The sequence below is a fragment of the Fibrella rubiginis genome, from assembly GCF_017353185.1.
GTDB lineage: Bacteria > Bacteroidota > Bacteroidia > Cytophagales > Spirosomataceae > Fibrella > Fibrella rubiginis.
In genome coordinates this window covers 475,016-498,104 of the sequence record NZ_JAFMYV010000001.1, presented here as the reverse complement: position 1 = coordinate 498,104, position 23,089 = coordinate 475,016, and the positions used below count along the sequence as shown (strand labels likewise).

Genomic DNA, 23,089 nt, shown 5'->3' with positions numbered 1-23,089 from the left:
AAATAATTCCTAGCCTGTAAATTAATTCTTTATTTTTTAGCAAACATCTGTATTACTTCATATAAATTACTGTCTATGGATACTGTAACAGCGCTATTGGCTCAAGGCGCCCAATTTATTGTGGACAAAAATTATGCAGAAGCCCGGCGGCTCTATTCGGAGTTGATTGCACAGGACCCCAAAAACCAGAATGCCTGGTTAGGCTGGGGAAACGCTTATTTTTTGGAAGAAAAGTATGAAGAGGCTAAGAAAATATTTGAAGACGCTAATCTTGAACTGCCCGATAATCAACTGATTCTGGCCTCTATTGGTGGCTGCCTGCGCCAATTGGGTAGAGATGAGGAAGCCGAGGTGTTCAAACGAAACATCGAGGAAGCTATTTTTAAGACTAGTGTGGATGAACTCATCAAGGCCATTGAACTAAGTGTCGATAGGGCTAAGGTGGCGGATTATATAACTGAACTCGAAAAAATATACGCTCAGTCATCCATACCCCCAGCAATTGAAGGCATCAACTCGGTTGCCTGGTTGGCGAACTATATGGGCAGGTTGTGTTTAGAGCGGAAGAAGCCGGACCTAGCCATAGTTTCCTTTGTCAAAGCAATTGAAAAAGAGCCGGATTATGCAGAAGCATATGCTGGCTGGGGCCATGCGCTTTACATAAAAGTGCAGGACGCAGAAGCATTTGAAAAATATAAAATCAGTCTGTCAAAAAATCCGTCCCCCAAACTGGCCTATGAAATTCTTCAAAAGATTGGCGGTATGCAGGGCAAAACCGAGCAGGAACACTATCAACAGTACGTTATAGATACGCTTCAGGCAAAACCCGACCTTGTTCTGCCCCTGAACAGGGATTTACTAATCGGCGATAATCAGGCAAGGCTTAAGCAGTATGAAAAAGCCATTGAAGCTTACGAAAACGCCAAACGCATCAAACCCGATCAGCAGTCCATTTATGTGCCTCTGGCAAAAGCATATCATGAAGTAAAAAAGTACGATAAAGAACGGGAGAATTTACGTACTTCTCTCCATTACACAACGCAGCAGATTATCACCACACAGCAACAAACTACTGATCTTGAAGAGAGAATAAAACAGGCTGATGATACTGGCCCGACAATAAAAGAGTCTGTCGATAAATCCAGTGAGGCTAATGTCTCCCAGCTGACTGATGATCTTACAAAAAGAAAACAAGAACTGGCCGATCTTGAGTATAAAGCAGGACAGCTATTGCTGGACCTGAACGAAGACGTAACTGATGTATGGAATTATTGGCAGAAAACGATTGATGCGGCTCCTGCTTCGGAGAATACCCGAAAAATTGCTGATGCCATGTATGACAGGCATATATGGGAAAAAGCCGTGACTACCTATAAGGTTTACTTAAAAAACAATAAATCGGCTCCAGATCCGTATTCACTTGTTTATGTAGGCATTGCTCTCTCCTGTCAATACCAGTATGAACAGTCGGAGAACTATTTGAAAAAAGCGCTGGCCGTATTGGGTAACCATCAGGTCCTGGCTCACATCTGGCTGGGGCATCTTAACACTGACAAACGGATGTTTCCGAAAGCTGAAGACCATTATCGGGCGGCTTTCCGGCTCGACTCCACCAGCTACCAGGTTATTGAAGCTTTAGTGAGTCTGCTGTCGGGTCAGAAGAAAACAAAAGATGCCTTGGAAGTTTGCGAAAAAGCGATGGATAAATACGTAAAAACAGCGCCCGTTGCTGACAAGGAAGAGGAACGAATGGCTGAGGTATTTTACCTAAAGGGAAACGTGTACTTAGATTCCGGTGAGTTGGAAGAAGCCAAAGAATGTTACCGGATGGCAATCAATAAGGACGGTAAGCACGTTTTAGCACGCCATAACATGTCCTTTATTTTAGAAAAGCAGGGCCGATATGGGGAAGCCCGCGATGAGTGGGGAAGGGTAGCCCAAAGTTACAACGAGCACACACTAAACCTTACTTAAAATGATCTATTCTAATTACTTGCCGAGCATTTTCCGGGCCTATCTCGGAAGTGTTTTATTTTCCGTTGAATATGATTTTATCCTTTCAGAAACCCACCTCAAGGCGGCTTTCCGGCAAGAAGATAAAAACCTAACATTCATTCTGCTGCTCTGCCAATTGTACCAGAAGAAGCTGGAATATAGCGAAGCACAAACGAACCTAATCAGCACAGAAAGTGCTCTCTCGACCTATGCCCAATTGGGTATCAATGTTGTTAAGGAAAAGCCTGAGCCCCTTTGGAATGATGTCGATTATCGCTTTCTGGCCGAGTTTCAGCTTATGATGGCTCGGTATGATGACGCGGTCGCTTCGTTCAATAAGGCATTGATTTTAAATCCAGACTTCTTTGATGCCCGCGTTGGTTTAGGAATAGCTAAACAAAAATTGGCGAATTGGTCGGAAGCTCACGTCGCTTTTAAACACGCCATCCGTCTGGACCCCAACGACCTTAACGCCCGATGTAGTTTAGCCGAGGTGCTCATCAATCTGGAACGGTTTGCGGATGCAGAACAAGAATTAAAGAGGGTGAAACAAATCGCCCCGAATCATGTAGATATGCTGATCTGGATGGGTAAGCTATTTACCTGGCTTGGTGACGAGGCCTACAAAAAAGAAGAATATGACCATGCATGCCAGCGATTTAGCCATGCGATTAGTTCTTTTGAAAAGATATCAACAGGACAAAAAAACAGCGACTATTCGAGACGAATTACGCCTGATGAACGCGATACCATTAACTATTTTATCGGGTACTGCCGGGTAAAGCTTTGCCAAACTCAGGTGAAACCGGGAGCTATTTTACAGAGATTAGTTAAAGGACCAAAAAACTTATTAATGAGTTCAATAGAAGAGGAGGTGGATAACGCAAAGAATAACTTCAGCCAAATCAAGGAATATTCCCGAAATTACTTTGAAGCTCAACAATCGATTAGGCGGTTGGATAAATTTCTGAAAGAGCGAAATCAATTCACTAACATACAACCAAGTCGGGTTGCTGGATACACCGTGGCGACCATTACTCTAGCCGTGTTCTTGTTTGCTCAGTATTTATTTGTTATGGGCACTATGTTTTGGCCCAAGTCATACTATACCATAAAGCCTAATCAGGTTTTAATCGACGGTGCGTTATTAAAACTGGATTCTGCTCATAAAAATAGCTTGACTGACAATGTAGCCAATCTTGTTAAAATACAGTATCCAAGCCGTGATAGTTTAATAAGAGAATGGCAGCAGAAAGTAGAGCCGAAGTTACCGATCAATAGCGACTGGATTGAACGGATAGATCAAAACCAGCAAATTACCTTATCAGAAGGCACTTATATGTCAATCACATTTATATCCATTTTCTTCATCATTGCGGGCTTGATACTACCTGAGCTGACTAAATTAAAGGTAGGAAGCATTGAACTGGAAAAGGCGAAACTGGAAACCGCTACTTCTACGCCCAGCTTAAGTGTTTCGGCCGGTCCTACAACCGGCCCCACAGCATTGAGAAGTTAACCTGTTAACCCATATTTGAGGGCATAATTTTGTGCTTATTTAGGTTGATCCAATGCCCACAAGGGTTGTTGGCATACGAATTGAATTACCTCACTTCACTATGCTGAGCGGGTGCGGTCAAGCAAGCCGGATAACAGAGTCGCGGGGGTTAGGAAACGATATAGTTTCGATTATAGCCGGTGATTTAGAAGCTCTGGGTAGTGAAAAGTGAAAACGAAAAAAAACGACTCTCCGCTAAGTTAAGTGATGAGCCAATCTTCGTCCAACCTACCAAAGGCAACGAAACGGCCACCGTTCATCAGAGATAACGTCTGTGGTCTAGGTACGTTGCTGGCAGGCGTATTCAGTATTGCTCAAGTAGACAAAAGCAAAACCCGTCGCAAAGACCTTACTGGCCCTCACGACGGGGTAGTAAACGATACGATCAGGGCTAGTTCCTGACCAGCTTAAACGTTCTGATGCCGTACTCTCCTTGGCTGACCAGAATATACAAACCGGGTTGTAGGCCAGACAGATCAAGTTTCTCTAACGTACCTGACGACGTAGCCTGTGTCACTATCCGGCCCTGAATGTCGGTCAGCATGTATGACTGGTAGGGCAGAGCAGGCGAGAACGATACGCTGCCGTCGCTGGTGGGGTTTGGGAAGGCCTCCACCTTGTATTCTTCAGGTCGAGATACCCGTTCGGTGGCCAACCGTGCTGAAGATGACACGACATCAGCGGTTCGAAACACTTCAAGATCGAAGTGCATGTCTGAACTGGTAGCCTGTCCATTTTGATCGGCCGTTTGATGAACCTCTGCCGCAATAAGGTTATACTGACCTGGTTTAAAATACTGTCCATCGTTTGGAATGACAATTGTTTGCCATTCTGATTCATTAGCCACCGGGCCCGAAGCGGGGGTATCGTAGTTAATTGTTCCAAGAGGCATGTTATCGCGTTTTACCTCTTTACCGTTAATGTAGATGACAATGCCGTCGTCGCGCTTGTAATTGATAATATAGTGAGTGAAATTGTAGTAGGAGGGCACATCATTTAACAAAATCCTCGCCCTGAAATAGGTCGTCCACCACTTGACTGTACAGGGTTCCTGCCCGCAGGCTGGCACACGGGTACGTTCTCCATCTTCATAATTGGGCGAGTAGCCGAAAGGAGATGCAGGTACCGGTCCGTTATCAGGGTCTTTCGACCATTCGGCGTCATCAAATGGGGTTGCGGGGTTCGTTCCGTTCCAGTTATTGCCGGGGGCACGCCCTTTAGCAAGGTAGGTCCAGTAACTACCCGTTGTCAGCAATGCCTGCGTACCCGTAGGATTGGCACTCCCGTTGTAACCGCCAAGTCCCCCGCCTCCTCTAAGCCGCCCAACAACAATTTCACTCTGGTAATTACCCTTACCGATATACCGGCTATTCCAGGTTTCGATAGAAGACGCAGGCCGTTCCTGATCCCATTTTGCAAACCAATAAGCCAGGTTTGGGACTTCAGTGCCATACTTCGCATACCAGGACCCCAACCCTCCATCCTGCATAGTACCATAATCATATAGCCAGGCGCCACTTTTGTTGTAAGCTGTTGCTTTGGGGATGGAGGCATGGCCAGTTGCCGGGTCAGGGGTATACGCTGTGTTGTCATTCGTGATCCTGTAAGCAATCGCCGGACCAACCCCATTTCTCATGAGCGATACCTTATCAACTTCTTTGTAATAGTGCCGTACGGTCACCTGACTAGTTCCGCTCAGTTCAACAGTAGGCGTGAGCGCCCAAAACCGATTCATGGTTGTCCAGACTCCGGATAGTTGTGATGGAATGGTGGATCTGACATAATTGGTCGGGTAATTAGCACTGATTGTGCTAACACCTGGTGTGCCTTTTAACTGGAGATTGAACGTACCATCGCCTACCGTGCCGATGTTCTTTCCATTTTTCCGGATCGACAATAACAGATTGGTACTCCCTGCCGGGGTACGTTGTACGTAGTGCGTGAAGCCTGCGGCATCGGTACATTCGCAATCAGGCTGGCGCGTGGTTCCGTCGGTCAGAGGAATGGTAAAGACATTGTCGTCTTTCACGATCTTAAACTGATCCCGTACCAGTCCATCTCCGTCAATGAACCGGGCATCGAGTCGGTTTCCTTCAACTTCTATATACATGGAACCCGCAACATACTTCGAGTTCTGCATCGCCGGATGAGTGCTGGTCCCTGCGTCGGCACTACCTCCTGACCCATTGACCACGTGAACGATGTAGTTAGATCCACTGTAGGGTTTAGCGTAAATAAGGGATAAATCAGAACACTCATACAATCCCGCTTCATTAGAGCCAAGACTGAGTTTGGCGAGCGGGGCTGCCATTGTAGATCGATTGAAAGTGGTCGACAGGCCCTGGTGACCTCTGATTGGCCACGAACGCTGATACGTATGGCTATGACCGGTCAATACCAGATCTACCCCGTATGTTTCCAGAATGGGCAGCAGTTTTTTGCGAACGGCTGCCATCTCTGGATTATTGGTTTCATCGTCCGAATTGTGTTCGCCCACTGAATACGGTGGATGATGTAAAAAAACGATGGTCCACTTGATGCGCGAGTCCTTCTTGACCTTTTCTAAATCAGTCTTTAACCAGGCTAACTGCACCCCGTTCGACTTGAACACACTATCCTCATTCATTTGATACCCATAGCTGTCCAGACTGACAAAATGAATGTTGTTATGATCGAACGAGTAGTATTCCTCTTTCCCGGAGTGTACGCCCGCTGCATCCCCGGCGGTCAGATTGTTTACGACATCGTAATAATGATTTGAACTGTGATCTTTACGGTGCTGTTGGGTGACCGTTTGCCAGTCGGAGGTAATGCCACCATCATGATAATCGTGGTTGCCGGGCGTAGCAAAAATGGGCGTTTGTCTCATAATCCGTTGAGCCGCATCGTTCCGTCCGTCGTATACATCGAATACCTTTTCTTGATATTGCTCCGTCAATCCCCACCCATACGCATTGTCGCCTAACCACAGCCACAGATCAATGTACTTATCGGCTTCGTTAGCTGCATTGTCCTGAATGTACTTGTTGAATCCATCTCTCACATTTTTCTGAGCAGTACCGCCCTTACCAAAATCACCCAAAACCCACATGCGTGTCTTCTTACTATAACCTGCAATTGGATCCGGGGCCGTTTTAAAGTAATATGTCGCATCACCCCGACTCAGATCACCGCTTTCAATGGTGTATGAATAGGGCGTGCCGGGTTCAAGATTGTTCAGTGTCACGCTGTAATCATAAAGAGTAGCCTGCGTAGATCCAGGTAGTAGATTTTGATACTGGTCATAGGCTTTTGGTGCCTTATAGGGAGTAGCCATCTGACTGCCCGTAGCGGTTTTGTAAAGTACCCTCCCATTAACCGGAGCATTGGTGCTCCACCGGATAGTCATACTTCGCTTGCCAGATAGAATAACCAGCGTTGGATCATCGGAGTAGCGCTGTAGATAGGGTCCCAGCACCAGGCTGGTACTCTGTGCTGGAGAGGTAAAATCCCGAATCATAACCTCCTGTGTTTGCCTGCGCAATTCCAGGTCAAAGCGTATGTCGGAACTGGTGGATGAAACCTGGTGCACTTCGGCGGCAATCACATTATCACCCGCTCGCAGCATCGAAAGCGGTACCGCTACGGTTTTCCACAGGGGCTCTTCCGACTCGGGTATCAGCGACGCCAGGGTCGAATACGAGATGTCTCCGGCAGGCATGTATTCGCGTTTGAGTTCGGTGCCGTTGATGTAGATAACAATGCCATCGTCGCGCTTATAGGTCATGGTAAACGTACCCGACACGTTGGGGACACTGACTGTTTTACGAAAGTAGGTGGTGATGTACTTCTTCAGGGGATCAGGTCCGTAACTGACCAGTGTACGTTCGCCATCGTTACCGTAGCCCAGTTGAGAGATACCTTCTTTCCAGGCTGCCTCGTCGAAGGTACTTCCCCCTTTCCAGGCTGGCGACGCGGGCGCGGCACCAGTGTCATAGTACTTCCAGGCAGCTCCCGACTGGATCAGGGTCTGTGTGCTTTGGGCAAAAGTGCTTGTGCTGATAAGCCAGAGGGCCCCTATAAGGAGTAAGGAAGGTTTCATAGATAAATTGTTTATGAGGGGAAATATGGTATTGCCCGACTCAATAGCCGACTTATCTATGTATCGTAGCGATATAGGTGAGGTTAACAGCGCATATTGAAAAAGTTGATGGGAGCGCCAGTATTGTACGATCACAAATCCTCTTCGTCCCGGAAGGCGCGGAGGGCGCGGTTTAGCTCATCGTAGGTTTTTTCATTGCCTTGCTGGCGAGCCAGCAACAGGCCGAAGTCGTAGAGTTCGGCTGCTTTGGGGCGGTTACCCAGGTCGGCGTAGAGTTGGGCGGCGTGGTAGTAGGTGGGCAGATACTGCGGGTGCTCGGTCAGCAGCCGCTCAAAGTAGTGCTGGGCCTGACCGGGGTTCTCCGACAGGTATTCCATGCCAAGGGCATAAACATTAAAGGGTTCGCCCGGTTCTTGTTGGACAAACTGAAGCAATTGTTGGATGCGTTCCTGATTCATAAGCTGTAGAAAAATAGTATGCATGCATACTATTTAAATGAACGTGTGTAATTTCGCGGCAAGAAGTTGTTTGTCTGTTTGATTGTTTGTGTGTTGGTTCGCTATCGAAACAGTAAAGAGCCACGCAACACACATACAATCAAACAGACAAACCCACAAACAACCACAGAGTCTATGAAAATCTTAGTGTGCGTGACGAGCGTGCCCGACACGACGACCAAAATTACCTTTACCGGTAACAACACCAAGTTCAACAAAGCGGGTGTGCAATTTATCACCGGCCCCTATGACGACTACGCCCTGGCGCGGGCCGTGGAGTTGAAAGAGAAGCTGGGTGCCTCGGTAACGGTGTTTAACGTGGGCGAAGCCGATGCCGAACCCGTAATCCGCAAATGCCTCGCTATCGGTGCTGACGACGCTATCCGGGTCAACGCCGAACCCATCGACGCTTATTTCGTGGCCGAACAAATTGCCGCTGTTGCCAAAGAAACACCCTACGACCTCATCCTGATGGGTCGCGAGTCTATCGATTACAACGGTGGTCAGGTACACGGTATCGTGGGCGAAATGCTCGGTATCCCGTCGATCTCACCCGTGATGCGCCTCGACGTGGAGGGTACAACGGCCAAGATGACCCGCGAAATTGAAGGCGGCAAAGAAGATATCGAAGCCCAACTGCCGCTTGTACTGGGTTGTCAGGAACCCATTGCCGAATGGAAAATTCCGAACATGCGCGGCATTATGACGGCCCGTACCAAGCCCCTGAAGATCATTCAGCCCGCCGGTCAGGATTCACTAACGGCCGTGGCCAACTACGAAATGCCCGCCCCCCGTGGTGCCGTAAAAATGATCCCCGCCGACGAAGCCGAAACACTGATTAAGTTATTACGCACCGAAGCGAAAGTCATCTAGAATGAATGTACAATGAACAATGTATAATCTACAATGAGCTTGCATGGCATCGCTGCTCTAGAGCAAGAGCCATTGTACATTATACATTGTTCATTGTACATTCCTATACTCCCAAGCAAACACATGTCTGTCCTAATCTTTGCTGAACTCGACGAAGGGAAGCTCAAGAAGTCCTCACAGGAGGCAATATTTTACGGCTCGAAAGTAGCGGGCATGATGGGTACGTCGGCTACGGCCGTGGTTATCGGTGCTGCCGACCAGAGCGAACTCGCCACGGCGGGCCGGTTTGGAGCCACCAAAGTACTCCACGCTACCGACGCGAAACTGAACGAACCCAACGGCATGGCCTATGCCTCGGTGGTGGCCGCCGCCGCGCAACAGGAAGGAGCCAAAGTGGTGGTGCTGGCCAAATCGTCATTGGGCGATGCCATGGCGGCACGGTTGGCGGGCAAGCTCAAAGCAGGCCTCGCCCCCAACGTAATCGAGTTGCCCGACCTCAGCAGCGGCTTCCGTGTAAAGACCAGCATCTACACCGGTAAAGCGTTTGCGTTCAATGAGTTGAAAGCTGACGTGAAGATCTTGGCGATTAAGAAAAACACGATTGCAACGGAAGAAACCGATGCCACGGCCACGGTCGAAAATTTCGCGCCAAGCCTGAACGATGCCGATTTTGCGCTGCGCGTGACCAACACCGAAAAAGCAACCGGCGACGTGCTGCTACCCGAAGCGGATCTGGTCGTGTCGGCTGGTCGCGGCATGAAAGGCCCCGAAAACTGGGGTATTGTGGAAGATCTGGCGAAGGCACTGCACGCGGCCACGGCTTGCTCGAAGCCTGTGTCGGATCTAGACTGGCGGCCTCACCACGAGCACGTGGGCCAAACGGGCATCAAAGTCAGTCCGAACCTGTACATCGCGGCGGGTATATCGGGCGCTATTCAGCATCTGGCGGGTGTAAACTCATCGAAGGTGATTGTCGTTATTAACAAGGACCCGGATGCACCCTTCTTTAAGTCAGCCGATTACGGTATCGTTGGCGACGTATTTGAGGTGCTACCCAAACTGACGAAAGCAGTTCAGGCACTGTAAACCCAACAGGTTTTAAGAACCTATACGGTTTGGAAGCGGGCTATTACTCATCGTGATAGCCCGCTTTTTTGCATTATCGGGAGAACAATAAATACCGACATCGGTTAATTTTGGGACGTGGAAAAAATTAAGTTAGAGATATTAGGCTTGTCGCCAAGTCAGTCGCAGCAGGGTTCGTTTGCGCTGGTGCTGGGTGAAGAATATGGCAACCGTCGGTTGCCTATTATTATTGGCATGTTTGAAGCGCAGGCTATTGCCATCGAGATCGAGAAGATTGTGCCTAACCGGCCCATGACCCATGATCTGTTCAAGCAGTTTGCCAAAAATTTCGGCTTCACCGTACGCGAAATCGTCATTTCTGACCTGCGCGAAGGCATTTTCTTTGCTCGTATCGTCTGCTCAGACGGCGTACAGGAAACCGTAGTCGATGCCCGCCCGTCAGACGCTATCGCTATTGGCATCCGGTTTGGCGTGTCTATTTTCACCTATGAAACGATCCTCTCCGAAGCAGGTATCACGGCCTCGTCAGATGAAGAAGAGGAGGAACAGGAAGAACTCGTACGCAGCACGTCGTCGGGCAAATCACCCCGTGCTTTCGGCGAACAACTCAAAGACATGACTGTCGACGAGCTACAGAAAATGCTCGACGAAGCCCTCGGCAACGAAGAATACGAACGCGCCGCGAAGATCAGGGACGAAATTTCGAAGAGAAATTAGTAGGGAATGTACAATGCATGATGTACAATGAACAATGGCTTCGCCAGTTACTGTAAAGGTTCACAGGCGGAGCCATTGTTCATTGTACATCATGCATTGTACATTTTTGCTTACGCCAACACCTTCATCCCCACCGGGTCCCAGTTGATGGGTTTGCGCTGTTCGGCGGAGAGGTTGGCGGCTAGGGACGGGGCGGCGGCGCGGAGACCAAAAACGGCATCTTCCTTCACCATCGACGGCTTGTTTTCGCGGATGGCGTTGAAGAACACGATCATGTGGTCGAGGCGGTCGTCGTAGCCTTCGGGGGCGTTGTAGACCACCTCCGGCTCCTGCTTCACCATGCGCTGATATTGATCGGCGGGGTATTTCTGGTCGTACTGCTTCACAAATTCATCCTGCATGGCCTTCGGGTAGGTGAACAGCGCGTCGTAGCCGGTGCTGTACATGGGCGCGTTAGGGCGTTTCAGGCGTTTGAGCACAAAGTCATTCCAGCCAATTTCAATCACGCCGTCGGTGCCCACCAGCCGGGTTTGGTTTAAGCCACCGCGACCGTCGGCGAGGTTCACGCGGGTCATAAACTGAAACGACGGGTTGTTGGCCGTTTTGGGGTAATCCATCAGGCCCGTAACGAGGTCGTACGCATCGCGGCCATCTTTCCAGTAATTCAGATCACCCAGCGAATAGATGCGCGTGGGTCCAATAGCACCCGTGATGGTATGGAGGCCCGTGATGAGGTGCACAAACAGGTCGCCTGCCACGCCGGTGCCGTAGTTTTTGTAGTTGCGCCACCGGAAAAACTCTTCGACTTTGTACGGCTTCTTCTGGTCGGCCATTTGCATGTAGCGGTCCCAGTCCAGTTCGTTGCGGTCTACGGTAGGCGGCATGGTATATTGCCAGGCACCCAGCGCGTCGGCCCGGTCTACGCAGGCGTCTACGTAGGTCAGTTCGCCAATCATGCCCTGCTCATAATACTTTTTGGCCTCCAGAATGGCCGACGCACTCGCCCGCTGACTGCCCACCTGAAATACCTTGCCCGACTTTTTCTGCGCCGCAATCACCGCTGCCCCCTCTTCGATGTGGTGTACCATGGGCTTCTCGCAATACACGTGCTTGCCCGCATTGAGCGCGTCGATGGCAATGCGGTCATGCCAAAAGTCGGGTACGCAAATCAGCACCGCGTCTACGTCAGGTCGTTTCAGCACGTCGCGGTAATCGCGGGTGGTTTGAATGTCGTTGCCCCACACTTCCTTAGCCCGTACCAGGCGGGGATCGTAGAGGTCCGATACGGCCACAACTTTAGTACCTGGCACCTTTAGCGCACAGTTCAGGTCATAATGCCCGATGATACCCGCGCCAATCAGGGCCAGGTTCACCTTGTCATTGGCTGACCGCGGACGGATGGGTTCGATCAGGTATTTGTTCCCGGCATAAAGGCCGTTGAACATGGAGGGAGCTACCGTAGCCAGTGCTGAGCTACCAGCTAGTTTTTGAAGAAAGTTGCGACGGGATGCGTACATGATTTAGGATTTTTTGGCAATATAACCCTAAAATCTATGGTTTTACCCGTTTGAAGGAGACAGTTTCAGGCTGGTTCGCGCGAGCGTAGCCTACTTCTCTACTGCCGCCAGCACCCGCTTAATCAACTCATTGGGGCTGCCGTCGTGCCACCGCCAAACGATCACAATGTCGTGTTCGGGGTCGATCCAGACCGTGTTTGACCCCGCGCCAATAGCTGCAAAACTAGTGGTTGGCGCGTCGGGCCAGGGATGGGGTAACTGCTGGCTTTTGCCTGTGTTCAACCACCACAAATAACCGTAGTCGGGGCCAACAGTGCCGCAGGTGGTGGCCTGTTTCACCCACGCTGCCGACACAATTTGCCGATCCTGCCAGCGCCCCTGCCGCCCAAACAAATACCCAAACCGGGCCAGGTCGCGGGCGCTGATCCAGAGGCCACCGCCCCAGCGCGTACCACCACTCACGGAGGGCAGCCGGTTGCCGTCTACCTCAGCCACGGCATTGGGATATGGAATGTATTTCCAGGTATCCGACGCGCCGATGGGTGCCATCAGTTCGTCGCGGACCACATCGGGAATGGGCTTTTTCCAGAGGCGCAATAGCGACAGGGCCAGCCGATTCACGCGCACGTCGTTGTATTCGTAATAGGTGCCGGGGGCCTGCAACGCGCGGGGCTTACGCTCACCTTTGCCGAAGGCCTCTTTGCCTACAAAATCGCTGTTTTTACCCCACAGGCTTCCCTCCCACTCACTGCTTTGGCGCAGGTGTTGTTCCCAGGTGATGGTCTTGTTTTGGTCAGAATCGTAGCCGCCGTCGTGAATCAGATTGGCCACGGGATCGGTGATTTTGGGGATCATGCCCCGTTCGAGCGTGATGCCTGTAATGGTGGAGAGTACGCTTTTGGCGGCACTGTAGGTGGGGTCAACGGCGCGGGTATCGCCCCATTCGGCCACGATAAAACCGTGCCGCAACACCAGCCCGTTGGTTTTAGCGCGGCTCCTGGGCATGGGTCCGAGCAGTTTACCAAAGATTTCCTCCTGCGTCGAGAAGTCGGGCGGCATCTGGGTGGTCTCTTTCGTCTGGGCAAAGGCCACGGCCTCAGCCAGTTTGGTGGTATTCAAGCCCACCTGCGCGGGGTCTCGGTGTGCCCAGTTATCGCCCTTTGGCGGGAAATACGGTTTTGATGAGGTAACGGGCCGCTGACAGGCAACGGTGAGCGTGAGCAGTAGGACGACGTAGCGGAAACATAGACGCATAAAGTATGTTGTGTGGGGGCGTATGTCATACGCCAGGACCAGAAAGTTAGCCAGCCCACACTAAATAACTATTCTGTAGAGGATGCGGAAGAAAGTTTCTCCAGTAAATCCATGAATGTGTTAATAGAAATGACCTTCACCTGAGGAAAGGGAATTGCCTTCAGAACACCGAAATGTGAATCATTAGTTACAATGAAATCGGCGTTACTGGCAATAGCGCAATCGACAAACTTGTTGTCGTCTGGATCAACTTTGATGAGGTCAAAGGCAAAATAGCGTGTGGTGAAGGAGACGTTCTGTGCGTTTTCGATGGTCTCTAATGTAGCGTTGGAAACCGTCGAATTTGCCTGTACAGTTAATATTTCAGCGTATTCATCAAGAATCTCTGTAGTAACGCACAACGTATATCGCCCTTCTACAAACAACTCAAAAATCAGGTGGTAAGGAGAGCGTTCTGAAACAGATACGAGCAGAATGTTGGTATCAACAACGACCCTCATTGTTTACGATAGGGGGTTCTTAGATGCGTGTTTAGCAGTTGCTCAACTTTGGCCTTATCCCATCCTTCATGATCCCAAACTTTATTCGCTTCACTAATAGCTTTTTGAGCGAAATAACTGGTTATCAAAGTCTTTATCTGCTTCCAGTCCGAGTCATCAACAGGACGGGCAAACATCTGAAGCAACTCCAGTTGGGCATTACTCAACGGACTTTGTAAAGTTTCCATCGTGCTTTCCATTTAGTTAAACTACCTGTTCAAACGCCAACATACCATTAATTTGTTTCTGTTCAGCTTCTGACAGTGTACGCGCTCAGGCGTCCTCGTTACTTAAACGCCTTCGCCTCCCGCACCACGAATTTATATTCCGACGTGTCGAGGACTTTTTTGTAATAATTTTTGGCCGAAGCATGGTTGTTGGCGCGGGCGGCAATGCGGGCTAATCCGGCATAGGCAAGGCCGTGGTATTCTTTGGTGTAAGCAATATTGACGGGTTGTTTCAGGGCTGCATTGTACGCCACGGTTGCTGCCGAGTCGTCTTTAGCAAAGCGCTCAGCCAAAATACCCTCAAACAGATTGATGGCGGCGGGGAGCAGCCGGTGTTGCATGGTCTTCAGCTTTTTCAGTGCCACCTGCCCGTCGGCGTAGCGGCCCGCCAGCAGCAGGGCTTCCACATAGCGCATCTGGAAAATGGGGTTTTTCGGAAAGTGATCGACCAGGTAATCCATGTATTCCACCGCTTTCGGGAAATTCGACTCGTGCTTGACGTAGATGTGGGCGAGGTAGAAATTGGCCTCCGGGCGTGTGAAAATGGCCCTTTTAGCCGAAACGTCCATTTGCTTTAGCCCCAAGGCAATGTTACCATTCTTGAAGAAGACCATAAATGGTTTCACCACCGGGTGGTCGATGGGGTAACGCTCCACGTAATAATTGTAGAGGCCTGTCGAGAAGTAAAACTCCACGTTTTTGTCCATCAGGTTAAACCCGTCTTTCATGTACGCATAGGCTTTCCGCGACTCCGAAACGGCCTTCATACTTTCGTCGTCCATGTTATGCTTCATGGCCATGTAGCCGTGGGCGGTCAGGCCCAGAAACACCGCTTCGGGATCTTTGTCGTTCTTATCAATCATCTGCTCTACCCCCCGGATGGCCTGATCAACCTGGGCTACATACTGGTTAGTGGCGGCCCGGCTATCGCTGATGGGCAGGTATTGCCACTGAATGGTGAGCGCACGCAACACGGGAATGATGGGGCTTTGCGGGTACCGGCTTTGCAGTTGTTTGATGTAGGGCGCAGCCTCGGCGAATTCGTAATTATAGATATGGTCCAGTGCCTTCACCACCGTTTGTTGCGCAGCCGGATCAGTCAGGATCTGGGCACGCGAAAAGCAGGAAGAAAGCAACAGAACGAAAAGAAGTATGTGTTTCATTAGCGAGAGATATCGAATTTGGGATTTCGGATTGGGGATTTTGGATTAGTTGCTTACGCATGAATACGCTGGCGTAAACAACCAATCCCAAATCCCCAATCCACAATCCCAAATCCTTTAGACTTACTTTTGTGAATAGGTTTAACCGCCCTACTGCGCGAAACGTTTTGCAATGATTCAATACAACCAGTTTGTCTTAGACAACGGCCTGAAGGTGTTTGTGCATGAGGATGCCAGCACGCCCATGGCCGCCGTAAATATTCTTTATAACGTCGGCTCACGCGACGAAGACCCCGCCCGCACCGGCTTTGCCCACTTGTTTGAACACCTGATGTTTGGTGGCTCGAAGCACATTCCAAGCTACGACGAACCGTTGCAGCGCGTGGGGGGTGAAAACAACGCCTTCACCAGTCCCGACATTACCAACTACTACATCACCCTGCCCACCGCTAATCTGGAAACAGCGTTCTGGCTTGAGTCGGACCGGATGCTGAGCCTGTCGTTCGATCAGAACGTGCTCGACGTGCAGCAGAAAGTGGTGATCGAAGAGTTTAATCAGCGGTACCTCAACCAGCCCTACGGCGACGTGTGGCTGAAACTACGCCCCCTTGCCTACCAGCAGCATCCCTACCGCTGGGCTACCATTGGTAAAGACATCAGCCATATCGAAAATGCCACGCTGGACGATGTGAAGGCCTTTTTCTTTAAGTACTACCTGCCTAACAACGCCATTCTGGTGGTGGCGGGCAACGTGACTACCGAGCAGGTGAAGCAGCTTTGCAAAAAGTGGTTCGAACCCATACCGGCGGGCAACGAGTACATCCGCAGCCTCCCCGCCGAACCCCGCCAGACGCAGGCCCGCCTGAAAGACCACCTCGCCGACGTACCCCTGAACGCGATCTACAAAGCCTACCACATGCCCGGTCGGTTCGATACTGATTTTCAGACCGCCGACCTGCTCAGCGACCTGCTGGGTCGGAGTAAATCGAGCCGGTTGTATCAGCAACTGCTGAAAGAGCAGCAGTTGTTTAGTAACATCGGCTCATACCTGACGGCCTCAGTTGAACCGGGGTTGTTTATGGTACAGGGCAACCTCAATGAAGGCGTGACGCTGGAACAAGCCGACGCGGCCATTAACGCGGTATTGCAGGAAGTAACGGATCAACTCGTGCCGGAAAATGAACTGATTAAAGTGAAAAATCAGGCCGAATCGACGCTGGCATTTTCGGAGGTAGAACTACTGAACCGGGCCATGAATTTGGCTTTTGCCGCCAACGCCGGTGACCCCGACTTGGTGAATCAGGAAGCCGCCAAAATCCAGGCCGTCACCCCCGATTCGATCCAGGAAATAGCCCGCCAGATTCTACGCCCCGATAACAGCTCGACATTATATTACCGGCGGCGGGCCTAATAAAATTAGGGACATCTCTGGTAGACTAAAAAAACAGGATTTTTTAGTCCGCTCCGGTTTTGGCATAAATGAGTTACGTCTAAAACGGAGTAGACCTAAAAAATCCTGTTTTTTGTGTCTGTTACGGACCATTCTCATGAATAGCATATCGCTTAAACCACTATCAGAAGCTGAGCTTGGGGCGCTATCGCAGCAATTCAAGCGGGCCTTGCTGTCGATTTACGGACCTCAATTAGATCGACTGATCTTATTTGGTTCTTACGCACGTGGCGACTTCAGGAGTGATTCGGACGTGGACTACCTTGTCGTGCTTAAGCAGGATACCGTTCATTTTGGACCGGAGGTTGATAAAATCAGTACGGTAGCCAGTCAATTAGGCCTCGACTATACAGTACATGTGTCTGCCAAACCGGTGTCTGCTACAGCATATGATCAGTCGACGCGTTTGTTTTATCAAGCTGTTCGTAGCGAGGGCATTGTTGTATGAATGAGGATGTGCTTGCTTACCTGCACAAAGCTGATGAGTGTCTGATTGACTGCCAGATACTGGTTCGGGAAGGCCGTTATGAAGCAGCCTGTAACAGAGCTTACTATGCCTTTTTCGATGCTGTCCGTGCGCTGCTGGCCACTAAGCTGATCAGTATTAATTCGCATAGTGCGGCACAATCGCTCTTTGGTTTGCATTTTGTGAAGCCCGGTCTTTTCAGCGCCAAGTACAGTCGTGACGTGAACCGTCTGATGGAAAAGCGACAAGGCGGCGATTATGAACTCGATATCGTGTTATCACAACATGACGCAGAAGACAGCCTTCAAACGGCATCTGAGTTTAATGCAGTCGTGCGCCAGTATGTTAATTCATTGAGTGTATAAGCTATGAAAATCCGCGTTGGGCAGGGCTACGATGTCCATAAACTGGTGGAAGGCCACCCCTTCTGGCTGGGGGGTATCCAGATTCCGCACACGCACGGAGCCTACGGGCATTCCGACGCCGACATTATCTGCCACGTCATCTGCGACGCCCTGCTGGGTGCCGCCAACATGCGCAATATCGGCTATCATTTCTCCGATAAAGACCCCCGCTGGAAGGGCGTAGACAGCAAAGTATTGCTGACCGAGGTGATGCGTATGATCCGCGAAGCGGGTTGGGAAGTCGGCAACGTCGATGTAACGGTGGTGCTTCAGGAACCCAAACTAAACCTCCACATTCCGGCCATGAAAACCTGCCTGGCCGACGTCATGAACATTGCAGAAGACGACATCGCCATCAAAGCCACCACCTCCGAACACATGGGTTTCGTGGGCCGCAAAGAGGGCATAGCGGGGTTTTGCGTGGCGTTGATTGAAAAGGAGTTCAAGGTTTAACGTCTAAGGTTTAACGTGGCTTTGCGCTCTAGGCCCTTCGACAAGCTCAGGGTGAAAACGACCTTGAATCAACTCAGGAGGAATGTTCTAGTGACCTGTCACCCTGAGCCTGTCGAAGGGCCTAGAGCGCAAAGCCACGTTAAACCTTAGACGTTAAACCTTGAACTCACTTACCGTACTTGGTTTTGAACTTGTTATACAGGCGCTTGTGCTTGTCGTCGAGGTTAAGTTGGCGGCCCTGGATGAAGGCCTGTTCGATCACGTTGGTGCGCATGTCGAGGATGTCGCCTTTGGAAACAACAAGTGTGGCCTGTTTGCCCCTTTCGAGGGTACCTACCTGCCCGTCGATGCCCAGGATTTTGGCGGTGTTGGCCGTGACCATCTTCAGGGCCTCTTCGCGGTCCGATACGCCGAAGCCAACGGCGGTGCCCGCCAGAAACGGCAGGTTGCGGGTGCGCCACCACTCTTCAGAATAACTCAGGCCCACCATCACGCCCGCTTTTTGCAGAATGCCCGGCAGCCGGTAGGGCAGATCGACCGGTTCATCTTCGCGGTTGGGCAGGCGGTGCAGCGGACTCAGGATCACCGGCACGCTGTTTTCTTTTAGAAACCCGGTCACTTTATCAACGTCTTCGGCCCCCACAATCACCACGTTGGGTACACCCGCCGCTTTGGCAAATCGCACTGCTTCGATGATATCTTTGGCGTAGTCGGCGCGGACATACAGGTTCTGTTTGCCAGTGAAAAGGCCCCGCATGGACTCGAATTTGAGGTTCGTGGTAGCGGGCGTGGTACCCTCGGCATAGGCTTTGGCTTCGGCGAAAACAAGCTGCACAGCCCGGATGGCCTCGTCGCGCTTGTCGTTTTTCTTTACTACTGACTGAAACGTTTCCATGTCGAAATCACGGGCGTAATAACCGGGCCAGTTGAGCCAGATACCGTCGTCTTTGCGCAGCACCGCATCCTGCCAGTTCCAGCCATCGGTGTGCATGATCGACGAGGACCCCGACACAGTGCCACCAATGGGCATGGCCTGCGTAATCAGGATACCGTTGTTGCGAATGGTTGGGATAACATCGGAGTCAGAATCGTAGGCAATCAGCGACCGTACGTTGGGGTTCAGCACGCCCACTTCGCGCGAGTCGACGGTGGCGCGGACGGAGGCGATTTCCTGCAGCCCCACCAGCGAGGCGGGCGAGATCAGGCCGGGATACACATGCCGCCCCGTTACGTCGATAACCTGCACGTCGCCCGTGTTCCGGTTCATAGCCGAGGCCTCACCAACGCCGGTAATCACACCTTTGTCGAAGGTGATGTAGCCGTTGGTGATCACCTGCCCGGTGCCCGTGTGGATGGTGCCGCCCAGGAGAGCAATTGCTTTTTGCTGCGGCCCTGCCGGGGCGGGGTTCTGTGCCCACGCGCTCGTAAGCGACAGGCAGAGGAGTACGATTAGTATGTGTTTCATGATTAATGATTCAATAGATTTTTTTGGACAGGATTATCAGGATTTCGGGATGAACAGGATTTTTAGTTTGCTCAGAAGAAAAAAGAAATCCTGTTCATCCCGAAATCCTGATAATCCTGTCCAAAAAATCTGTGCCTATTTATTTTCTCCCTCAGCCATGACGCCTTCGATGTCTTCGCAATGCCACATCCGCTGGCGGCGGGCCGTGGGGCGGGTGGTGGTTTGTCCACCGGCTTTGGCCTGGATCATCTTCTGAATCAGGCGGGCGCGTTCGGCCTGCATGGCTACGCGGTTCTGCTCGTCGCCGGTTTGGCTGTAGTAGATCGCGCCGTCGATGATGGTGTAATCGGGGCGGGCGTAGATCGAGAGGGGGTGGTTGTTCCAGAGTACCAGGTCGGCGTCTTTGCCGGGCCGGATACTACCCATATGGCTATCCAGATGCAGGAGCTTGGCAGGGTTGAGCGTCACCATTTTCCAGGCATCTTCTTCCGCAATACCGCCATACTCCACCGTTTTGGCCGCCTCCTGATTCAGGCGACGGGCCATTTCGGCATCATCCGAGTTGATCGACACCGTCACGCCTTCGCGGGCCATCAGGGCGGCATTGTACGGAATGGCATCTTTCACCTCCATCTTGTAGGCCCACCAGTCAGAGAACGTCGAGCCGCCCGCGCCGTGTTTAGCCATCTTGTCGGCCACTTTATAGCCTTCCAGGATGTGGGTGAACGTATTTACTTTGAAACCCAGCGAGTCGGCCACGTGCATGAGCATATTGATCTCCGATTGCACGTAGGAATGGCAGGTGATAAACCGTTTTTTGGCCAGAATCTCGGCCAGCGCATCCAGTTCCAGGTCGCGGCGGGGAGCTGTCAACGTGGCCGTAGCATTTTTACCCCTCGCTTTGGGGGTGTTGCTCTGTGCGTTGTACGCATTCCAGGCTTTGGCGTATTCTTTGGCCCGCACGAAATGGTCCATGTACACCTGCTCCACGCCCATGCGCGTCTGCGGGAAACGCACCCGGTTGGCGTCGCCCCAGTTAGCCTGTTTCACGTTCTCGCCGAGGGCAAATTTAATGAACCCGTCGGCCCCCTTAATCAGCAGACCGTCAGCCGGTTCGCCCCACTTCAGCTTCACCAGCGCCGACTGCCCGCCAATGGCGTTGGCCGACCCGTGCAGCAGTTGCGACGACGTAACGCCCCCCGCCAGTTGCCGGTAAATGTTCACGTCGTCGGGGTTGATGGCGTCGCTCATGCGTACCTCGGCGGTGCTGGATTGCGAGCCTTCATTGATCGAAAACAGGGCAATGTGCGAGTGCTCGTCGATAATGCCGTTGGTCAGGTGTTTGCCCGTCCCGTCGATGACCGAAGCCCCCGTTGGCGCGGTCAGGTTCTTGCCTACCTGCGCAATTTTCCCGTTGCTCACCAGCACGTCGGTGGTGGTCATGATGCCGTCTTTTTCGTTGGTCCAGACCGTGGCGTTGCGAATGAGCAGGGTCTGCGGCTGTGGCTTTTTGGCGTTGCCCATGCCCACAAACGGATACAGCAGCCCACCCATCGTCGATTTTTTCGTCGTGTCGGCTTTGGTAGCGGAGGCCGAAAAGGGTTTGCTCAGTGTAGCCGACCACGTGACGGTCTGCCCGTTAGGCAGTTGCCCGTCGCCCTGCAACGTGCTTCCGTTGCGGTAACCGGTAAGGCGTGTGAGAGCATTGGGCTGCTTTTTATCCAGGGCCACCTGCATCGACACCAAATTATTGTCGATAGCCACTTTGGGCGTCAGCTTGATGGTGTCGTTGGCCGTTACCCCAAAATCGGGCTTATCGGGGTTGTTGCCCGTGATCAGCAATTTCAGATTCGACGTGCCGGCCTGGGGCGTAATGTTCAGGTCATACGTACCCCGCAGATCGGCGATGGCGCGGTTGGCGAGGATGTATTGTTTCCCGCGAATCCAGTTTTCGTAGATCACGTTATCAGCGGCAAACAGATTGCCCGACGTGACAATGAAATTGGCCAGTTTACCCACCGCCAACGTGCCAAGCAGGTCGTCGGCACGGATAAGCTGGGCGGGGCGGGTGGTGAGGGCTTCCAGCGCCTGGGCCTCGGTAAGGCCATTTTCGATGGCTTTGCGTACGTTGGCCATGAAATCGGTGCGGGTTTTCAGGCCTGAACTCGTCAGCGCAAACGGAATGCCCGCCTGCGCCAGCATACCGGGGTTGGCGGGGGCCATTTCCCAGTGCTTCATCTCGGCCAACGAGACGTTATCGGCATCCCAGGCGTCTTCTACATCATAAGCCTGCGGGTAGCTCACGGGCAAAATCAGCGTGGCCCCGGTAGCCTTAATCTCGTCGATCCGCTGATACTCGTCGCCACCCCCACGAATGATAAACTGCCGCCCGAATTCGTCACCAATTTTGTCGGCGCGGAGCACGCCGAATTTATCACCCGCCTCGAAAAACGCGGGCAGGTTAGCGGCGCGGTTCAGGGCCTCGAGTGAGAGGTTGGCCTGTTCGGCGGGTCCGTTTTTCTTGTACCAGTCGGCATCATACATCGCCTGCCGCAGCAGGGCCACCACGCCCATAATGGAGTTGGGGTTGTTTTGCCCTGACGATCCTTTGCTGAACGAAAAATGCTGGCTAAGGCCATTGCGGAGCACCACGGTGTTTTCGCGGTCGTCGGCCAGGGTCACGAGCGTGCCGTTGCCCCGCGCAATGCCATCATGGGCGTGGGTGAGCACCGCCCCAAAGCCCAGCTTCCGCAGTTCCTCGGCCTTGGGGTTGATTACTTTAAACAGCAGCCCGGCATCGGCTTCGGGCTGAATGGCCTGATTCCAGTAGTAAGGGCCCTTTTTGTTCGACTCCAGTTGCGGCGGCGTGTTAAACAGCCCTCCCCCCCGGCGGGGCGGCAAATCGGGCATGCCATAATCCGAATCAAGGTCGATGAGGCTGGGGTAAATGCGCTTGCCCTGCAGGTTCATGACCACCGCCCCGGCAGGCACCGAAACAGTGTTGCCCACGGCTTCCACCCGGCCATTCCGAATCAGCAGGGTCGCGTTTTGCAGCGTGGTTTTAGGATCAACCACGATGGTAGCATTGGTGAACGCGTACAGGTTGGGGCGTTCGTCGTAGACGCCGTTGCGGGGAAAGGTAGTCTGCGCCAGTCCAGACTGCGCCAACCCGACTGCCAACAAGAGCAACAGGAGATGTTTACGCATGTAAATAAATATTGTCGTTAGTTTAAGCCTCAAAAATAGCTCTACTAACGTAAGAGCCGTTCGCTTTTTGGCAAGGCATCGTAATAAACAGCCGCCTTCTGAGTGAAACGCCAAATAAACGTTGTTTTATCATGTCC

The 23,089-nt window shown here is 51.7% G+C and carries 18 protein-coding genes; 9 read left to right on the top strand and 9 right to left on the bottom strand.

Translation table 11 applies throughout. The features are described from left to right. Positions 1–75 precede the first annotated feature (75 nt). Both J2I47_RS01945 and J2I47_RS01940 read left to right on the top strand, forming a co-directional pair. Positions 76–1,974 (top strand): tetratricopeptide repeat protein, encoded by a 1,899-nt coding sequence (locus J2I47_RS01945; RefSeq protein ID WP_207362860.1) that lies wholly within the window; start codon positions 76–78, stop codon positions 1,972–1,974. A 1-nt stretch (position 1,975) separates the two neighbouring features. Then, a complete protein-coding gene (locus J2I47_RS01940; RefSeq protein WP_207362859.1) occupies positions 1,976–3,514 on the top strand; it encodes a tetratricopeptide repeat protein in 1,539 nt (512 codons plus the stop codon). 430 nt (positions 3,515–3,944) lie between these two features. Here J2I47_RS01940 and J2I47_RS01935 read toward each other — a convergent pair whose 3' ends face one another. After that, positions 3,945–7,634: a metallophosphoesterase gene (locus tag J2I47_RS01935; protein WP_207362858.1), complete on the bottom strand. Its 3,690-nt coding sequence runs from the start codon at positions 7,632–7,634 to the stop codon at positions 3,945–3,947. 131 nt (positions 7,635–7,765) lie between these two features. Further along, positions 7,766–8,116 carry a tetratricopeptide repeat protein gene (locus J2I47_RS01930; RefSeq protein WP_229374204.1) on the bottom strand — a complete coding sequence of 117 codons (351 nt, stop codon included), beginning with the start codon at positions 8,114–8,116 and terminating at the stop codon, positions 7,766–7,768. 150 nt (positions 8,117–8,266) lie between these two features. On the opposite strand from J2I47_RS01930, the gene J2I47_RS01925 reads away from it, so the two are divergent. From J2I47_RS01925 to J2I47_RS01915, 3 genes are all read left to right on the top strand, one after another. Beyond that, on the top strand, positions 8,267–9,004 hold the full coding sequence (locus J2I47_RS01925; RefSeq protein WP_207362857.1) for an electron transfer flavoprotein subunit beta/FixA family protein: 738 nt from the start codon (positions 8,267–8,269) through the stop codon (positions 9,002–9,004). A 123-nt stretch (positions 9,005–9,127) separates the two neighbouring features. Beyond that, positions 9,128–10,090, top strand: a complete 963-nt coding sequence (locus J2I47_RS01920) for an electron transfer flavoprotein subunit alpha/FixB family protein (protein ID WP_207362856.1) — start codon at positions 9,128–9,130, stop codon at positions 10,088–10,090. Between the two features lie 117 nt (positions 10,091–10,207). Next, positions 10,208–10,807, top strand: coding sequence for a bifunctional nuclease family protein (locus J2I47_RS01915; protein WP_207362855.1), 600 nt, complete (start codon positions 10,208–10,210; stop codon positions 10,805–10,807). Between the two features lie 110 nt (positions 10,808–10,917). Here J2I47_RS01915 and J2I47_RS01910 read toward each other — a convergent pair whose 3' ends face one another. From J2I47_RS01910 to J2I47_RS01890, 5 genes are all read right to left on the bottom strand, one after another. After that, the gene (locus J2I47_RS01910) at positions 10,918–12,324 is read right to left on the bottom strand and encodes a Gfo/Idh/MocA family protein (protein WP_207362854.1); all 1,407 of its coding nucleotides are present in this window, start codon (positions 12,322–12,324) and stop codon (positions 10,918–10,920) included. Between the two features lie 90 nt (positions 12,325–12,414). After that, positions 12,415–13,578, bottom strand: coding sequence for a serine hydrolase domain-containing protein (locus J2I47_RS01905; RefSeq protein ID WP_207362853.1), 1,164 nt, complete (start codon positions 13,576–13,578; stop codon positions 12,415–12,417). A 68-nt stretch (positions 13,579–13,646) separates the two neighbouring features. Beyond that, the gene (locus J2I47_RS01900; RefSeq protein ID WP_207362852.1) at positions 13,647–14,078 is read right to left on the bottom strand and encodes a putative toxin-antitoxin system toxin component, PIN family; all 432 of its coding nucleotides are present in this window, start codon (positions 14,076–14,078) and stop codon (positions 13,647–13,649) included. Further along, entirely contained in the window at positions 14,075–14,305 is a 231-nt protein-coding gene (locus J2I47_RS01895) for a DUF8507 family protein (RefSeq protein ID WP_207362851.1), read from the bottom strand. The genes J2I47_RS01900 and J2I47_RS01895 overlap by 4 nt, the downstream gene beginning before the upstream one ends. 98 nt (positions 14,306–14,403) lie before the next feature. Then, entirely contained in the window at positions 14,404–15,507 is a 1,104-nt protein-coding gene (locus J2I47_RS01890) for a tetratricopeptide repeat protein (protein ID WP_207362850.1), read from the bottom strand. Between the two features lie 172 nt (positions 15,508–15,679). Between J2I47_RS01890 and J2I47_RS01885 the strand changes: the two genes are divergently transcribed. The 4 genes from J2I47_RS01885 to ispF all read left to right on the top strand — a co-directional run bounded on the left by J2I47_RS01885 (position 15,680) and on the right by ispF (position 18,280). Beyond that, positions 15,680–16,918, top strand: coding sequence for a M16 family metallopeptidase (locus tag J2I47_RS01885; RefSeq protein ID WP_207362849.1), 1,239 nt, complete (start codon positions 15,680–15,682; stop codon positions 16,916–16,918). A 136-nt stretch (positions 16,919–17,054) separates the two neighbouring features. Continuing rightward, positions 17,055–17,405, top strand: a complete 351-nt coding sequence (locus tag J2I47_RS01880) for a nucleotidyltransferase domain-containing protein (protein WP_207362848.1) — start codon at positions 17,055–17,057, stop codon at positions 17,403–17,405. Continuing rightward, positions 17,402–17,788 (top strand): HEPN domain-containing protein, encoded by a 387-nt coding sequence (locus J2I47_RS01875; RefSeq protein WP_207362847.1) that lies wholly within the window; start codon positions 17,402–17,404, stop codon positions 17,786–17,788. Before J2I47_RS01880 ends, J2I47_RS01875 begins: the two co-directional genes overlap by 4 nt. A gap of 3 nt (positions 17,789–17,791) precedes the next feature. After that, positions 17,792–18,280, top strand: a complete 489-nt coding sequence (gene ispF / locus J2I47_RS01870) for a 2-C-methyl-D-erythritol 2,4-cyclodiphosphate synthase (RefSeq protein ID WP_207362846.1) — start codon at positions 17,792–17,794, stop codon at positions 18,278–18,280. Between the two features lie 166 nt (positions 18,281–18,446). Here the strand turns inward: ispF and J2I47_RS01865 are convergent, their stop codons facing one another. After that, entirely contained in the window at positions 18,447–19,745 is a 1,299-nt protein-coding gene (locus tag J2I47_RS01865) for an amidohydrolase family protein (protein ID WP_207362845.1), read from the bottom strand. A 135-nt stretch (positions 19,746–19,880) separates the two neighbouring features. After that, complete coding sequence (locus tag J2I47_RS01860; RefSeq protein ID WP_207362844.1) at positions 19,881–22,952, bottom strand: amidohydrolase family protein; 3,072 nt, start codon at positions 22,950–22,952, stop codon at positions 19,881–19,883. Between the last annotated feature and the right edge of the window lie 137 nt (positions 22,953–23,089).

Bases quoted from the DNA above. Each gene is read 5' to 3' on its own strand.
- J2I47_RS01945 (WP_207362860.1), top strand. From the start codon at position 76: ATGGATACTGTAACAGCGCTATTGGCTCAAGGCGCCCAATTTATTGTG.
- J2I47_RS01940 (WP_207362859.1), top strand. From the start codon at position 1,976: ATGATCTATTCTAATTACTTGCCGAGCATTTTCCGGGCCTATCTCGGA.
- J2I47_RS01935 (WP_207362858.1), bottom strand. From the start codon at position 7,634: ATGAAACCTTCCTTACTCCTTATAGGGGCCCTCTGGCTTATCAGCACA.
- J2I47_RS01930 (WP_229374204.1), bottom strand. From the start codon at position 8,116: ATGCATACTATTTTTCTACAGCTTATGAATCAGGAACGCATCCAACAA.
- J2I47_RS01925 (WP_207362857.1), top strand. From the start codon at position 8,267: ATGAAAATCTTAGTGTGCGTGACGAGCGTGCCCGACACGACGACCAAA.
- J2I47_RS01920 (WP_207362856.1), top strand. From the start codon at position 9,128: ATGTCTGTCCTAATCTTTGCTGAACTCGACGAAGGGAAGCTCAAGAAG.
- J2I47_RS01910 (WP_207362854.1), bottom strand. From the start codon at position 12,324: ATGTACGCATCCCGTCGCAACTTTCTTCAAAAACTAGCTGGTAGCTCA.
- J2I47_RS01905 (WP_207362853.1), bottom strand. From the start codon at position 13,578: ATGCGTCTATGTTTCCGCTACGTCGTCCTACTGCTCACGCTCACCGTT.
- J2I47_RS01900 (WP_207362852.1), bottom strand. From the start codon at position 14,078: ATGAGGGTCGTTGTTGATACCAACATTCTGCTCGTATCTGTTTCAGAA.
- J2I47_RS01895 (WP_207362851.1), bottom strand. From the start codon at position 14,305: ATGGAAACTTTACAAAGTCCGTTGAGTAATGCCCAACTGGAGTTGCTT.
- J2I47_RS01890 (WP_207362850.1), bottom strand. From the start codon at position 15,507: ATGAAACACATACTTCTTTTCGTTCTGTTGCTTTCTTCCTGCTTTTCG.
- J2I47_RS01885 (WP_207362849.1), top strand. From the start codon at position 15,680: ATGATTCAATACAACCAGTTTGTCTTAGACAACGGCCTGAAGGTGTTT.
- J2I47_RS01880 (WP_207362848.1), top strand. From the start codon at position 17,055: ATGAATAGCATATCGCTTAAACCACTATCAGAAGCTGAGCTTGGGGCG.
- J2I47_RS01875 (WP_207362847.1), top strand. From the start codon at position 17,402: ATGAATGAGGATGTGCTTGCTTACCTGCACAAAGCTGATGAGTGTCTG.
- ispF (WP_207362846.1), top strand. From the start codon at position 17,792: ATGAAAATCCGCGTTGGGCAGGGCTACGATGTCCATAAACTGGTGGAA.
- J2I47_RS01865 (WP_207362845.1), bottom strand. From the start codon at position 19,745: ATGAAACACATACTAATCGTACTCCTCTGCCTGTCGCTTACGAGCGCG.
- J2I47_RS01860 (WP_207362844.1), bottom strand. From the start codon at position 22,952: ATGCGTAAACATCTCCTGTTGCTCTTGTTGGCAGTCGGGTTGGCGCAG.